13 protein-coding genes are annotated in these 14,616 nt (G+C 72.6%); 2 read left to right on the top strand and 11 right to left on the bottom strand.

Going from position 1 to position 14,616, the window contains the following annotated elements; genetic code table 11:
• Positions 1–426 precede the first annotated feature (426 nt).
• Entirely contained in the window at positions 427–1,734 is a 1,308-nt protein-coding gene (tyrS, locus tag AB0F71_RS30950) for a tyrosine--tRNA ligase (protein WP_360241251.1), read from the bottom strand.
• 334 nt (positions 1,735–2,068) lie between these two features.
• Here tyrS and AB0F71_RS30945 point away from each other — a divergent pair, with 334 nt between their 5' ends.
• A complete protein-coding gene (locus AB0F71_RS30945) occupies positions 2,069–2,599 on the top strand; it encodes an HNH endonuclease (protein WP_360241232.1) in 531 nt (176 codons plus the stop codon).
• Positions 2,600–2,653: 54 nt separating this feature from the next.
• Here the strand turns inward: AB0F71_RS30945 and AB0F71_RS30940 are convergent, their stop codons facing one another.
• The 7 genes from AB0F71_RS30940 to AB0F71_RS30910 form a co-directional block, all read right to left on the bottom strand.
• The gene (locus AB0F71_RS30940) at positions 2,654–4,591 is read right to left on the bottom strand and encodes a PQQ-binding-like beta-propeller repeat protein (protein ID WP_360241229.1); all 1,938 of its coding nucleotides are present in this window, start codon (positions 4,589–4,591) and stop codon (positions 2,654–2,656) included.
• A gap of 150 nt (positions 4,592–4,741) precedes the next feature.
• Positions 4,742–5,047: a 4a-hydroxytetrahydrobiopterin dehydratase gene (locus AB0F71_RS30935; RefSeq protein WP_360241226.1), complete on the bottom strand. Its 306-nt coding sequence runs from the start codon at positions 5,045–5,047 to the stop codon at positions 4,742–4,744.
• Positions 5,048–5,106: 59 nt separating this feature from the next.
• Positions 5,107–5,286 carry a DUF1272 domain-containing protein gene (locus tag AB0F71_RS30930; RefSeq protein ID WP_360241223.1) on the bottom strand — a complete coding sequence of 60 codons (180 nt, stop codon included), beginning with the start codon at positions 5,284–5,286 and terminating at the stop codon, positions 5,107–5,109.
• A gap of 73 nt (positions 5,287–5,359) precedes the next feature.
• On the bottom strand, positions 5,360–6,118 hold the full coding sequence (locus tag AB0F71_RS30925) for a sulfite exporter TauE/SafE family protein (RefSeq protein WP_360241220.1): 759 nt from the start codon (positions 6,116–6,118) through the stop codon (positions 5,360–5,362).
• 210 nt (positions 6,119–6,328) lie between these two features.
• Positions 6,329–7,381: an SPFH domain-containing protein gene (locus AB0F71_RS30920; protein ID WP_360241217.1), complete on the bottom strand. Its 1,053-nt coding sequence runs from the start codon at positions 7,379–7,381 to the stop codon at positions 6,329–6,331.
• A gap of 10 nt (positions 7,382–7,391) precedes the next feature.
• On the bottom strand, positions 7,392–7,814 hold the full coding sequence (locus AB0F71_RS30915) for an NfeD family protein (RefSeq protein ID WP_360241214.1): 423 nt from the start codon (positions 7,812–7,814) through the stop codon (positions 7,392–7,394).
• Positions 7,815–7,936: 122 nt separating this feature from the next.
• Positions 7,937–8,728 (bottom strand): ABC transporter ATP-binding protein, encoded by a 792-nt coding sequence (locus tag AB0F71_RS30910; protein WP_360241211.1) that lies wholly within the window; start codon positions 8,726–8,728, stop codon positions 7,937–7,939.
• Positions 8,729–8,877: 149 nt separating this feature from the next.
• On the opposite strand from AB0F71_RS30910, the gene AB0F71_RS30905 reads away from it, so the two are divergent.
• Positions 8,878–9,681, top strand: coding sequence for a hypothetical protein (locus AB0F71_RS30905; protein WP_360241208.1), 804 nt, complete (start codon positions 8,878–8,880; stop codon positions 9,679–9,681).
• A 26-nt stretch (positions 9,682–9,707) separates the two neighbouring features.
• On the opposite strand, the gene AB0F71_RS30900 is transcribed toward AB0F71_RS30905, so the two are convergent.
• From AB0F71_RS30900 to AB0F71_RS30890, 3 genes are all read right to left on the bottom strand, one after another.
• Complete coding sequence (locus tag AB0F71_RS30900) at positions 9,708–10,361, bottom strand: response regulator transcription factor (RefSeq protein ID WP_360241205.1); 654 nt, start codon at positions 10,359–10,361, stop codon at positions 9,708–9,710.
• Positions 10,354–11,451 carry a GAF domain-containing sensor histidine kinase gene (locus AB0F71_RS30895; protein ID WP_360241248.1) on the bottom strand — a complete coding sequence of 366 codons (1,098 nt, stop codon included), beginning with the start codon at positions 11,449–11,451 and terminating at the stop codon, positions 10,354–10,356. Before AB0F71_RS30895 ends, AB0F71_RS30900 begins: the two co-directional genes overlap by 8 nt.
• A gap of 311 nt (positions 11,452–11,762) precedes the next feature.
• The gene (locus AB0F71_RS30890; protein WP_360241202.1) at positions 11,763–14,393 is read right to left on the bottom strand and encodes an FHA domain-containing protein; all 2,631 of its coding nucleotides are present in this window, start codon (positions 14,391–14,393) and stop codon (positions 11,763–11,765) included.
• Positions 14,394–14,616: the final 223 nt, after the last annotated feature.

The following is a 14,616-nucleotide window of genomic DNA, read 5'->3' as shown; positions in this document are numbered from 1 at the left end:
TGGCACGCTGTTGAGTTCTCAAGGAACGGACGCTTCCTTCGGACCGCCTTCCAGCGGGCCCTCCGGGCGCTTCGTTCTTTCGTGTTTCCAGCTTACCAGACGCTTTCCGCTCCGTTTTCCGGAGTTTCATTCATCCGATTTTCCGAACTGGTCGGGCCGCTTTTCGCGACGACCACCACTTTAGCGCATTTCAAGAGTGACTCGAAATTCACGCTCACACCCTGTCGACGGATACGCCGACGAACCCAACCGAATGGGCTTCGAAGTGTGAGAGTGGGTCTTGCTGAGTGGGGTGGCCGCTCCAGCGACTCGTTCAACACTAGGCCACCTGGAGGGCATCGTCAAACGTCGAGGGCGGGATCCGGCTGGATCCCGCCCTCGATCATCGAAGCCGCAGCTCAGCGGCGTCGGTTTTCAGTCATTCGCTCACTCGGCCGAACCAGCCGAGTCAACCGAACCGGCCGCCGCCGACGCCGGCACCAGCTCCGCCGCCGCCAGGTTCCGCTTGCCGCGGCGCAGCACAAGCCAGCGCCCGTGCAGCAGGTCGGCCTCGGTCGGCACTGCCTCCTCGTCCGTCACCTTGACGTTGTTGAGGTAGGCACCGCCCTCCTTGACCGTCCGGCGGGCGGCCGAGCGGCTCGGCGCCAGGCCGACGGCGACCAACAGGTCGACGATCGGCTGGAGTTCGGTGACCTCGGCCTTCGGGACCTCGGCGAGGGCCGCGGCCAGGGTCGGGGCCTCCAGGTCGGCCAGGTCGCCCTGCCCGAACAGGGCCTTGGACGCGGCGACCGCGCGCTCGTACTGCTCGGCGCCGTGCACCAGCGTGGTGAGCTCCTCGGCGAGAGCGCGCTGGGCGAGACGGGCGGCGGGGCGCTCGGAGGTCTCGCGCTCCAGCTCCTCGATCTCCTCCTTCGAGCGGAAGCTGAAGATCCGCAGGAAGTTGGAGACGTCCCGGTCGTCCGCGTTCAGCCAGAACTGGTAGAACGCGTACGGGGTGGTCAGCTCGGGGTCGAGCCAGACCGTGCCGGACTCGGTCTTGCCGAACTTGGTGCCGTCGGCCTTGACGATCAGCGGCGTGGCCAGCGCGTGCACGGACTTGCCTTCGGCCTTGCGGATCAGGTCCGTGCCGGCGGTCAGGTTGCCCCACTGGTCGCTACCGCCGGTCTGCAGGGTGCAGCCGTAGCGGCGGTTCAGCTCCAGGAAGTCCATGCCCTGGAGGATCTGGTAGCTGAACTCGGTGTAGCTGATGCCCGCGTCGGAGTTGAGCCGTCGGGCGACGGCCTCCTTGGCGATCATGTTGTTGACCCGGAAGTACTTGCCGACGTCGCGAAGCAGGCTGATCGCCGACATCCCGGAGGTCCAGTCCAGGTTGTTGACCATGCGCGCCGCGTACGGGCCCTCGAAGTCGAGGAAGCGCGAGATCTGGCCGCGCAGGCGCTCGACCCAGCCGGCCACCGTCTCGGGGTCGTTGAGCACGCGCTCGGCGGTGGGCTTCGGGTCGCCGATCAGGCCGGTGGCGCCACCGACCAGGCCGAGCGGGAGGTTCCCCGCCTGCTGGATGCGGCGCATGGTGAGGATCTGCACGAGGTTGCCGAGGTGCAGGCTGGGGGCCGTCGGGTCGAAGCCGCAATAGAACGTGACCGGGCCGTCCGCGAACGCCTTGCGCAGTGCGTCCTCGTCGGTGGACAGGGCGATCAGCCCACGCCACCGCAGCTCGTCGACGATGTCCGTCACGGTCACGCTTCTCCTTCGATCGGGCGTCCGCCCGTTGTCGGCCCGGTTCGGTTCGGTCGGGCTCCGGGTCGGTACGACTCCAGCCTGATAGAGCCTACGCGGTTCCGGCCAGCGAGTTTCCCCCGAGGCACCGGGCCGGTCGGCCGGGGTCCCGCCCCGATTCGGCCGGGGTCCCTCCGCCGGGGTCCCTCCCCCGGGTCCCTCCCCGATACCGGAAATTCCGTTGTTAGTCGGCTGTGGGCCCATTCAGAGTGGTTTCACCGCCGCGCGGCGGCAGTGACGTGTGTGGAGACGGTCGTGCCGCCGTGGCACGCCCGTGGGAAGGGTGTGCCCAGTGCGCAACACGCTGGTTCTGAACGCGAGCTACGAGCCCCTGACGACGGTGTCGCTCCAGCGCGCCGTCGTCCTGGTGCTCCAGGACAAGGCGGTGGTGGAGCAGGCGCATCCGTTGCGCTCGATCCGGGGTACGGGCGTGATCGTTCCGGTGCCCCGGGTGATCAGACTGCAGAGGTACGTGAGGGTGCCGTTCCGACAACAGGCCCCGTGGTCGCGGCGGGGAGTCCTGGCCAGGGACCAGCACCTGTGCGCGTACTGCGGGCACCGGGCCACCACGGTGGACCACCTCCACCCCAAGTCGCGCGGTGGCGAGGACAGTTGGCTGAACACCGTGGCCGCGTGCGCCGAGGACAACCAGCGCAAGGCCGACCGGACACCCGAGCAGGCCGGGATGAAGCTGCTCCGGCGCCCGTTCGTCCCGACGCCGCAGGCCACCCTGATGCTGGCGCTGGGTCTGCGCGGCTCGGAGGCCCGGGAGCTCGCCGACTGGCTGCCGGCCGTACCGGGGCAGCCGGTCACGGCGGCCTAGCGACGGCCCGGCCAACCACACGGCCCGGCCACCCACACGGCCGGGTCCCGGGGCTCAGCCCTTCGCCTGGAAGCCCGAGGCCGTTCCGTAGTTGGCCGCGTGCTCGGGCACCACGACCACCTGCCCGCCACCGATCAGCACCCGCCCGGAGAGCAGCAGCGAGCCGGTGCCGGACGGGAAGTTGCCGCCGACCGCCTCCTGGCCGCCCGCCAGCGGGAAGCGGCCGAGGCGGGCGGGCTGGTCGCGGCGCTCGTCGGCGGCCAGCACCAGCGAGCCGCCGTCGATGCCGACAGCCCGGGCGGTGCCCTTGGCGGTGGTCGGCGCCTTCCAGCGCTGCTTGCCCGTGTCCAGGTCGTAGCCGACGGCGGACACCGGCCCGCCCGGGTTCGCCGGGGTCATCGCGGCCACCATCGTGCGGCCCTCGAAGAAGACCTCAGGGGTGGCCGAAAACGTCCCATGGGTGACGGCCAGCCGGCCGCCGTCGGTGACCACCGGGATCTCGGCGGCCGGGTCGCCTGCCGAGCCCCAGGCGAACACCCGGTCGTCCTCGGGCTTCGCGCCCGTGGTGAGCACCACGGCGGGTTCGGCGGAGAGGACGGTGACGGTCTTCGGCTGGTTGTTCAGGCCCCGCCACCAGCCGACCTTGCCGTCCGCCGCGTTCAGCGAGACGGCCTGGTCGGCGGGCGTGGAGTCGGCGCAGGTGGAGGCGACCAGCACGGTCTTGCCGGTGACGCCGCCGGACAGGGTGCAGAACTTGCCCTGGCCGGTGTACTGCCAGACGTCCTTCCCGTCGCCCGACGCCCAGGCCACCGCCCGGTCGTCGCCGACCGCGATCACCAGGTCCTCGGTGACGCCGATCCGCGCCGAGTAGGCGCCCTTGGCGTCCGAGAGGGTCTTGGTCCAGGCGGTCTTGCCGGTCTTGGTGTCCACGGCGGCGACCAGCGTGCAGGGGCTCTTCGGGTCGGCCTGCGGCCGGAACAGGGCGGCGCCCAGCCCGGCCTGGTTCACGCCCGCCGACAGTCCGCACGGGACGGCCCCGGCCGCCGGGGGCTCGACCGACCAGGTCGGCTTGCCCGCCGTCCGGTCGTAGGCGTGCACGCCGGAGCCGTCGGCGCGGACCACCGCGTCGGCCAGCAGCCAGCTGCCGACCAGCGTGTCGTCGCCCGCGGGCTGCGCGGCGGCGACGGGCTGCGCGGACCAGGCCTTGGTGTGCGCCACCGCGAACCCGGGCTCGCCTCCGCTGCTCGCGGCCGCACTGCCACCGCCCTCGGCGCCGACCGTCAGCGCGGCGGTTATCAGCACGCCGAGCGCGGCCACCCCGGCGCCGGCCCGCACCAGCAGGGCCCGGCGGCTGGGCACGTGCTCCCCGGTCAGCACGGCCGACCGGACCTTGTCCACGAGCGAGGAGGCGGTGGGAGAGGCGGAACCGCCGTCACCGCGCCGCCCCGCGCGCGAGCGCGCAGCGGGCTCGGCGGGCTCGGCAGGCGCCGCAGGCGCGGCGGCCTGGTCACCGGTCTCCCCCACGGCGGCCGCCGGCTCCGCCGGGGGCTCCGGGGATTCCTCCAACCGCACGTACCCGTCGGCCGAGTACTCCGCCCCCGCCGGGACGTACAGCCCGTCCGCCACCGGCCGGTCCTGCGGCTCGGCGGCGTACGGCTGCTGCTGCCCGTACCCCGGGTTCCCGGGGTACTCCGAGTGCTCCGGATAGCCCGGCTGCGACTGCTGGTACGGCTGGTACGGCTGCCCCTGGGCGTACCAGCCCTCGACGTAGCCGGTCTGCCCGTAGCCGCCCTGCTGGTCGTACGCGGGCTGCCAGTGACCGCCCTGCTGCTCGTGGTGCGGCGCCTGCGGCCACTGCCCGTGCGGCTCCGGCTGCTGCCACTGCGCCTGCTGCTGCGGGTCGTGGTATCCCGGCCAGTCCTGCTGCGGGCCCTGGGGGTACCACGGCTGCTGCTGCTGGGCGTGGGGGTCTCCGAAGGGCTCCTGCGCCACCGTTCCGTCCCTCCCTGCCCCCGCTGCCTGCCGATTGCGGCAGTCAGCATCTCACGCCCGCCCCGGCCGGCCGCCCGGGCCCTCGGCGCAAGAGGGGGCGGCGCGGGACCGGACGGGACGGAGCAAGGCCGAGCAAGGCGGAGCGGGCTCTCAGGCCGCGGACTCCGCGCGCAGGGCCTCGTCGATCCGGGCGGCGAGGGTGAAGTCCAGGCCGGTGAGGCCGCCGGCGCTGTGCGTGGACAGCACGAAGCGCAGGGTGCGCCAGCGGATGTCGATGTCGGGGTGGTGGTCGAGCGCCTCGGCCTGCTCGGCGACGGCGACGACCACCCGGACTGCGGCCGGGAAGTCGGGGGCGTCGGCGCTGCGGACGATGCTGCCGCCGTCCCGGCGCCACAGCGGCACGGCCGCCAGGGCCGCCACGATCTCGTCCTCGCTCAGTCGGGCCCTGCTGCTCATCGGTGCGCTCCGGGGGTCGTCGGTCGTGCCGGCGGGGTGCCGGTCGGGCGGGGTGCCGGTCAGGCGGCCTTCCGACGCGGACGGACCACCAGTTCGCCGCCGCAGTTGGGGCAGTTGGCGGCCATGGCCTCGGTGCAGTCGGCGCAGAAGGTGCACTCGAAGGAACATATCGAGGCGGGGCCGTCGGCGGTCAGCGACACCTCACAGCGCTCACAGATCTCGCGCATCTCCAGGGCCATGGCACACTCTCCGGTTCAGGTACGACGGTTCGGTCGGCCGTACGATCCCACGGCCGTCCGAGGCCCGGTCAACTCAGCTCAGCAGCAGCTTGGTGACGGCCGCGAGCCCGACCACCACGATGACCCCGCGCAGCGCGGCCGGCGGGAGGCGGCGGCCGACCTTGGCGCCGATCAGGCCGCCGACCAGCGAGCCCGCCGCGATCAGCCCGGCGGCCGTCCAGTTCACCGTCGCGGTGAACAGGAAGAACAGGGCGGCGACCCCGTTGACGATCAGCGCCAGCGCGTTCTTCACCGCGTTGATCCGCTGCAGCTCCTCCTGGAGCAGCATGCCCATCAGCGCCATCAGCAGGACGCCCTGGGCCGCGCCGAAGTAGCCGCCGTAGATGCCGGTGAGGAACACCCCGGCCAGCAGCGCCGGGCCGCCGTCCGGATCGCCGTCGGCGCGCCGTCGGGCCGCGACGGCCTTGGCCACCCTGGGCTGGACCACCACCAGGACGAGGGCGAGCAGGATCAGCGCGGGGACGATCGCGTCGAAGGCGCCGCTGGGCAGTTTGGTCAGCAGCAGCGCGCCGAGCAGCCCGCCGAGCAGCGAGGCGGTGCCCATCCGGCACAGCCGGCGGCCCTGGCCGGCCAGTTCGCGGCGGTAGCCGAACACGCCGCTGAGCGAACCGGGCACCAGGCCGAAGGAGTTGGAGACGTTGGCGGTCACCGGCGGGATGCCGACCGCGAGCAGGACCGGGAAGGTGATCAGGGTGCCGGAGCCGACGATCACGTTGATCATCCCGGCGCCGACACCGGCCACCAGGACGGCGATCGCCTCCCAGAGCGTCATGGGTCACCCCTCCTCGTGGTCCTGTCCGAGGGGATCATGCCGGACGGCACACCCGCCCGACCAGGCCCGACCACCATTCGGGACGTACGCCACACCACCCGGGCACCACACGAGCGCGGACCGGAGCGACAGCGGGGCCCGCCACCAGCAGGCAGCGGGCCCCGACCGGAAGACCGGTTCGATCACTCCGGTCCGATCACTCCGGTCCGATCACTCCGGGTCGATCTTGCGGTACTCCCGCGCCGGGTCCACCCGGGGCCGGGCGGCACCCTTCTCGACGTCCACCGGCCGCGGCCCGGCCGCCGGGTCGAGCGGCACCTGGGCCGCCGCCGGGGGCGCCTGGGGGACGCTCGGCGCGGCCACCGCGCCGCCGTTGGCGCCGCCGCCGTTGCCGGCCAGGCCGGTGAAGGCACCGCCGAGGCCCTTGAGCGCGTCGCCGACCTCGCTGGGGATGATCCAGAGCTTGTTGGAGTCGCCCTTGGCCAGCTCGGGCAGGGTCTGCAGGTACTGGTAGGCGAGCAGCTTCTGGTCGGCGTCGCCGTCGTGGATGGCCTCGAAGACCGTCCGGATCGCGGCCGCCTCACCGTCGGCGCGCAGCACCGCGGCCTGCGCCTCACCCTCGGCCCGGAGCACGTCCGCCTGCTTCTCACCCTCGGCCTTGAGGATCTGCGCCTGGCGCTGGCCCTCGGCGGTGAGGATCGCGGCGCGCTTGTCACGGTCGGCGCGCATCTGCTTCTCCATCGAGTCCTGGATGGAGGTCGGCGGCTCGATCGCCTTGAGCTCGACGCGGTTGACCCGGATGCCCCACTTGCCGGTGGCCTCGTCCAGCACGCCGCGCAGACCGGCGTTGATGACCTCGCGCGAGGTCAGGGTGGACTCCAGGTCCATCGAGCCGATGATGTTGCGCAGCGTGGTGACGGTCAGCTGCTCGATGGCCTGAATGTAGCTGGCGACCTCGTAGGTGGCGGCCCGGGGGTCGGTGACCTGGTAGTAGATGACGGTGTCGATGTTGACGACCAGGTTGTCCTGGGTGATCACCGGCTGGGGCGGGAACGGGACGACCTGCTCGCGCAGGTCGATCCGGTTGCGGACCCGGTCGATGAACGGCACGACGATGTTCAGCCCTGCGTTGAGCGTCCGGGTGTAGCGGCCGAAGCGCTCCACGATCGCGGCGCTGGCCTGCGGGATGACCTGGATCGTCTTGATCAGCGCGATGAAGGCCACCACGACCAGGACGACCAAAACGATAAGGACGGGTTCCACGGACTCTCCCCTAGACGACCAGGGCGGTCGCGCCCTGGATTTCGACGACGTCGACCTGCTGCCCGGGCTGGTAGACCTGGTCCGGGTGGAGCGCGCGGGCCGACCAGATCTCACCGTTGAGCTTGATCCGACCGCCCTCCCCGTCGACGGTTTCCGCGACGACCGCGGTGGCGCCCTGGAGCGCCTCGATGCCCATCTTGACCTGCGGGCCCTTCTGCAGCTGCCGGTAGGCGATCGGGCGGACGAAGGCCACCAGCGCGACCGAGACCACCAGGAAGGTCACGGTCTGGAGGACCGCCCCCGCGCCCAGCCCGGCCGCCCCGGCGGCCGCGAGCGCGCCGACCGCGAACATGGCGAACTCCGGCATCGCGGTGAGCACCAGCGGTATGCCGAGTGCTGCGGCGGCCAGGAGCCACCAGATCCAGCTGTCCACGCGACCATCCTAGGGAGCGAAGGGCCTTCGAGGCGGACAGTTCCCGCAGGTCGAGGGGCGGAAACCGGTCGCCCGTGCGACCGGTTTCCGAGGGCCCGCGCGGAAGTCGGACGGACGCGGGGTCAGCCCAGCGGCAGACCCTGCGCCGACCAGCGGTCGCCGTGGCGCTCCAGGGTGAGCGGCAGGCCGAAGCACTTGGAGAGGTTGCGGGCGGTCAGCTCGGTGTCGATCGGGCCGGCCGTGAGCACCTTGCCCCGACGGATCATCAGCACGTGGGTGAAGCCGGGGGCGATCTCCTCGACGTGGTGGGTGACCATCGCCATGGCCGGCGCGAACTCGTCCTGGGCCAGCGCGCCGAGCCGGCGGACCAGGTCCTCCCGACCGCCGAGGTCCAGGCCGGCCGCCGGCTCGTCGAGCAGCAGCAGCTCGGGGTCGGTCATCAGGGCACGGGCGATCAGGGTGCGCTTGCGCTCGCCCTCGGAGAGGGTGCCGAACTTGCGGCCGGTCAGGGCGGCCATGCCCATCCGGTCGAGCAGGGCGAGGGCGCGGCCCTCGTCGGACTGCTCGTAGGACTCCTGCCAGCTGACCGTCATGCCGTAGGCCGCGGTGAGCACGGTCTGCAGCACGGTCTGCTCGGCCGGCAGCTTGTCGAACATCGAGGCGCCGGCCAGGCCGATCCGGGAGCGCAGCTCGAAGACGTCGATCTCGCCCAGCTTCTCGCCCAGCACCGAGACCTTGCCCGAGGTCGGGAAGAGGTACGAGGAGGCGATCTGCAGCAGGGTGGTCTTGCCGGCGCCGTTCGGGCCCAGGATGACCCAGCGCTCACCCTCGGAGATGGACCACGAGACCTGGTCGACCAGCGCGCGACCCTCCCGGACCACGGATACGTCCACCAGCTCCAGCACGTCGCTCATGCCCACGCCTTCCCCAAATACACAAATGTCGGCCGTCGGTGCGGGCGGCGGACCGACCCCGGCAGCCGGTGGGCACGGGATGGGTGCGCCGCACGCGCATGGGCAAACCTACGCCACGCGGATGACCGCCGATTCCGTAGGCTGGCCGGATGCTCGTGACTCCTGCCGACAATCCGTACGAAGAGCCCCGTTCGGGGCGGCTGACCGCCTGGGGCAACGCTCTGCTGAGCGGCCTGGTGGCACCGGACGACGCCGCCGAGGCCGTGCTCGGCACCGACGAGGGCCACCGGGTGGCCGACCTGCCCGGGGACGCGCCGGGCGAGCAGCACGCGCTGACCTGGGCGTTGGGGCGGCTGCGGGTGCTGGGCGTGACGGGCCTGCGGCTTGCGCTGCCCTCGGCCGGGCACCCGCTGGGCCTGACCGGCCCGGCGGCGTTCAACGAGCGCGCCATGGCGGCCGGCGAGGCCGTGCTCGCGGTGGGCGCACCGCTCGGGCTGGTGCCGGAGATCACGGTGTTCGGCCCGGAGGGCGACCGCTCGGCGACCGTGCTGTGGCGCTGCGCCGAGGTCGGCGACGCCCCGCCCGCCGACGTGCCCTCGCTGCACGAGGCCGAGCGCGAGCTGACGGACGGGCTGCGCGAGGCGACCGTCCTGCTGACCAGGCTGGACGTGGCGGGCGCGGGCCCGGAGGCGCTGCGCGCCCTGGAGGCGTACCGCCGGCGCGGCCACGCCGAGCTGCTGGCCCCTGGCTACCCGCCGCGCGCCGTCCGGGTGCTGGAGTCGGCCCGCCAGGTGTCCGCCCTGCTGGCGATCGCCTCGGGCGGCCACGGCGCGGCCGTGAGCGCCTCCGAGATGGCCGCCCGGCAGTCGGTGCTGGCCCCGCTGCGGCGCACCGCGCGGCGGGCCCAGGTCGCCGCCTACAACGCCCTGGTGGACGAGCGCGAGGACCACTGACGGAGGGCCGACCGCCGGCGGGGGCCTCAGGCCCGGGCCTCGCCGTTGCGGACGGCCCACAGCGCGGCCTGGGTGCGGTCGGCGAGGTCCAGCTTCATCAGGATGTTGGAGACGTGGGTCTTCACCGTCTTCTCCGACAGGTGCAGGCTGCGGGCGATCTCCCGGTTGGAGCGGCCGTCGGCGATGTGGCCGAGCACCTCGCGCTCGCGCTCGGTGAGGGTGCCGCCGCGGCCCTGCGGGGCGCGCGGGCCGTCGTCGGCGAGCAGCGCCTCGGCCAGTTCGGGCTGGAGCAGCACGTGGCCGGCGTGCACCGAGCGGATCGCCCCGGCCAGCGCCTCCGGGTCCACGTCCTTGTAGACGTAGCCGGCGGCGCCGGCCCGCAGCGCGGGGACCATGGTGCGGTGCTCGGTGAAGCTGGTGACGATCAGGATCCGGGCCCGGCTGCCGCCGTCCTTGAGGGTGCGCAGCGCCTCGATGCCGTCGACGCCGGGCATCTTGAGGTCCATCAGGACGACGTCCGGGTCGAGTTCGCGGGCGCGTTCGACGCCCTCGGCCCCGTCGGCGGCCTCCCCGACCACCTCGATGTCGTCCTGGACCTCCAGGAAGGTGCGCAGCCCGCGGCGGACCACCTGGTGGTCGTCGACCAGCAGGACGCGGATCGACGGCGTGCTCTCAGGCACCGGGGACCTCCATCTCGACGAGCGTCCCCTTGCCGGGGGCGGACTCCAGGGTGAGCGTGCCGCCGACGGCGGCCGCGCGGTCGCGCATCGAGGCCAGGCCGAGGTGGCGACCGGCCCGGCGGACGGACTCGGGGTCGAAGCCCCGGCCGTCGTCGCGCACCCGCAGCACGGCGCCGCGGGCGGGGGTGCCCGCCAGGGTGACGGTGACCCGGCCGGCGCCGGAGTGGCGCAGCGCGTTGTGCAGCGCCTCCTGGGCGACCCGCAGCAGCGCGGCCTCCTGAGCGGGCGGCAGGGCGCGGACGCCGTCGGCGGCGAAGGCGAGGTCGGCGGTGTGGGCGCGGTCGAGGACCTGCACCTGGGAGGCGAGGGTGGCGCTCAGCCCGTCCTCCTCCAGGGCGGCGGGGCGCAGTTCGACCACCACGGCGCGCAGTTCGTCGGCGGCCTCGGCGGCGAGCCGGGCGACCTCCTCGAGTTCGGCGCGGGCCCGGGCCGGGTCGCGGTCGACGAGCTTGGCGGCGGCCTTGGCGGTCAGCCGCAGCGAGAACAGCTTCTGCGAGACGGCGTCGTGCAGGTCGTGGGCGATCCGGGCGCGCTCGCCGGCCAGGGTGAGTTCGCGGCTGCGTTCGTACAGCCGGGCGTTGGTGAGGGCGAGGGAGGCGTGCGCGGCGAGGATCCGCAGCAGTTCCTCGTCGTGGTCGGTGAACAGGCCGCCGCCGCGCTTGTTGGCGAGGAAGATGACGCCCGTCACCCGGGGTTCGTCCTCGCCGGCCTCGGTGTCGAGGATCGGCATGCCGAGGAAGGCGTCCATCTCGGGGTGGGCTTCGGGCCAGCCCTCGAAGGCGGGGGCCTTGCGGACGTCGGTGAGGCGGGTGGGGCCGGTCTCGTGCAGCAGTTCGGCGAGCACGCCGTGCTGGCGGGGCAGCGGGCCGATGGCGCGCCACTGCTCGTCGGTGATGCCGTCGACCACGAACTGGGCGAAGCCGCCGTGGTCGTCGGGCACGCCGAGGGCCGCGTACTCGGCGCCGAGCAGGTCGCGGGCGGAGGCGGTGATGCGGCGCAGCACCTCGCGGACCTCCAGGTGCCGGCTCATCGCGAGCAGGGCCTGGCTGACGGCCTCGATGCCGGCCAGCGGGTCGCAGGCGGAGCGCGGGTCGAGGGGGGTCCGGTGGTCACCGGTCGGGCTGGGCATACCGCCAAACTACCGCCGGCGCGGGGGCGTCCGCGTCCGTCCCCGGGCGCTCCGGGCGCAGGTCCGGGGACCTAGGCCGATGGGCCCGCCCGCCCCGGAGGCGGTCGGGCGGGCGGATGACGGGCCGGGAACGCGAAGGGCGCTCCCCCGCCCGGGGGGAGCGCCCTTTCACAGCCGGACCGGTTCGCAGGGGCCGGTTCGCCGGGGGCCGGTCAGCCCTTCTGCATGACCTCGGGCTCGTGCCGGCGCTGCAGCCGGGTCACGATCACGCCGATCACGACCGAGATGACGATCAGCACGGCCGCGTCGATCGACCACTGGGCGACGCTGTGGTCCCACAGCGGGTCGTAGTTGGGGTTCTGGAAGTCCTTGTTCCAGGGCCCCATGAGGTGCGACAGGTCGAGCGTGGTGGCCACCATGCCGGTGCCCCAGCGGGCCGGCATCAGCCAGGCGACCTGCTCCAGACCGGGCTTGCCGAAGATCTGGAAGAGGCAGCCGGTGAACACGACCTGGACGATGGCGAACATGACCAGCAGCGGCATGGTCTTCTCGGCGGTCTTCACCAGCGCGGAGATCATCAGGCCGAACATCATCGCGGCGAAGCTGAGCAGGATCATGCCGATGGTCATCTCGATCATCGGGATGTTCTTGACGATCAGGCCGTGCTCGGGGAGCTTGCGCGGCAGGAAGCCGACGGCGGAGATGATCGCGCCCTGGATGACCGAGAAGATCCCCAGCACGATGATCTTGGACATCATGTACGCCGAGCGGGACAGGCCGGTGGCCCGTTCCCGTTCGTAGATCGCCCGTTCCTTGATCAGCTCGCGGACCGAGTTGGCCGCCCCGGAGAAGCAGGCGCCGATCGCCAGGATCAGCAGGATCGTCGCGGCCCCGTTGTTGAGGTGCAGCTGGGTCTTCGGGTTGGGTGCGAGCCCCGGTTCGTTGGGGATCAGCACGCTGACCGCGCCGATCACCGCCGGCAGCAGCACCGACAGCGCCAGGAAGCCGCGGTCCGAGGCGAGCACCGACATGTAGCGGCGCATCAGCGTCCACAGCTGCGAGCCCCAGCTCTGCGGCTTGGGCGGCCGGACGGCCTCCTGGGCGACCTGGACGTGCTGCACCTCGCCCGCCTCGACGGTCGGGGCGGAGTACTGCTGGTAGTGCACCGAACCGCGGTAGCGGCCGGCCCAGTCGTGGTCGGGGTAGTTCTCGAAGGCCTGGAAGACGTCCGCCCAGGTCTCGTACCCGAAGAAGTGCAGCGCCTCGTCCGGCGGGCCGAAGTAGGCCACCGAGCCACCCGGCGCCATCACCAGCAGCCGGTCGCAGAGCGCGAGTTCGGCCACCGAGTGGGTGACGACCAGGATGGTGCGGCCGTCGTCGGCGAGGCCGCGCAGCATCTGCATGACCTCGCGGTCCATGCCCGGGTCGAGGCCCGAGGTGGGCTCGTCCAGGAAGATCAGCGAGGGCTTGGTGAGCAGCTCCAGGGCGACCGAGACGCGCTTCTGCTGGCCGCCGGAGAGTGCGGTGATCTTGTTGTCGGCGCGCTTGTCCAGGCGCAGCTCGTACAGCACCTCGTCGATCCGGGCGTCGCGCTCGCGGGCCTCGGTGTCGCCGGGGAAGCGCAGCCGGGCCGCGTACTTGAGGCCCTTCCGCACGGTGAGCTCGCGGTGCAGGATCTCCGACTGCGGCACCAGGCCGATCCGGGAGCGGAGTTCGGCGAACTGCTTGTAGAGGTTGCGGCCGTCGTACAGCACCTCGCCGCGGTCGGCCGGGCGGTAGCCGGTGAGGGCGCGCAGCAGGGTCGACTTGCCGGAGCCGGACGGGCCGATGACGGCCACCAGGGACTTCTCCGGGACGCCGAAGCTGACGTCGTTGAGCAGGACCTTCTTGCCGCCCTTGTGGTCGACCTCGACGGTCAGGTGGCGGGCGGAGAAGGAGACCGCGCCGGTGTCGACGAACTCCTGGAGCTGGTCGCCGACCAGGACGAAGCTGGAGTGGCCGACGGTCAACCGGTCCTGCGGGCCCATCAGCTGGCGCTGCACCGGCTGGCCGTTGAGGAAGATGCCGTTGTGGCTGCCGAGGTCGACGATCTCGTAGCGGCCGTCCGGCAGTTGGCGCAGCTCGGCGTGGTGGCGGGAGACCTGGAGGTCGGACACCACGATGTCGTTGTCCAGCGCGCGGCCGATCCGGATGGTGCGCATACCGGCCGTCAGGTTGCGGATCACCGTCGGCTGCGGGCCGCCGCCGTCGTGCTGCGGCGGGGCGGGGAAGCCCTGCTGCTGCGCCGGGAAGCCGCCGTGCTGCGCGGGGAAGCCGCCGTGCTGCGCCGCCTGCTGGTCCTGCGGCGGGTACGGCTGGGCGGCCTGCTGCTGCGGCACGTACTGCTGCGCGGGCGGCTGCTGCGGCCAGGCCTGCTGCGCCTGCGGCTGCTGCTGGTACGGGTCCTGACCCGGCCAGGCCTGCTGCGGGGCGGGCTGCTGGGGCGTCGGGGCGGGGCTGCGGCTGGTGACGGCCTCGTGCACCGGGGTGGGCTGCGGGGCGGCGGCGTGGGCCGGCGCGGAGAAGGCGAGCCGGGGGCCGTTCTCCGGGTTGCCCAGGTTCACCACGGCACCGGGGAACAGCTGGGCCTGCATGGTGCGGGCGCCGGCCACGTAGGTGCCGTTGGTGCTGCCGTGGTCGTCCAGCTGCCAACCGCTGCCGTTGAAGCTGATGGTCCCGTGCTGCCAGGAGACCCTGGCGTCGTCGAACGTGAAGTCCGACTGCGGGTTGCGCCCGATGGTGTAGGACCGCCCGGGCTCAAGAGTCCGCTGCTGTCCGTTGATATCAATGACGAGTTGCGGCACTGCTTGCCTGCCCCGCTCTCTCGGTTCCCCCGATTTGGCCCCCGGCCGGGGGTGCACTGTTCCTCTGACTGACGGGGGGAATCATTCCAGCCCGCCGTCCGCAGGTGAAAGTCACCCCGGGTGACTGTGACCAGGCTGCTACCCGGGGCAGCCGGTCGGGCCGCGGGCACGGGTGTCCCGCGACGTGGGACAGGTGCTCCCGGCGGGTCGACCGACGGGTAGC

Origin of the sequence: Kitasatospora sp. NPDC028055, from assembly GCF_040637885.1 — a bacterium.
Lineage (GTDB): Bacteria > Actinomycetota > Actinomycetes > Streptomycetales > Streptomycetaceae > Kitasatospora.
The sequence above is the reverse complement of the archived record's forward strand: the minus strand, read 5'-3'. Positions and strand labels throughout refer to the sequence as shown.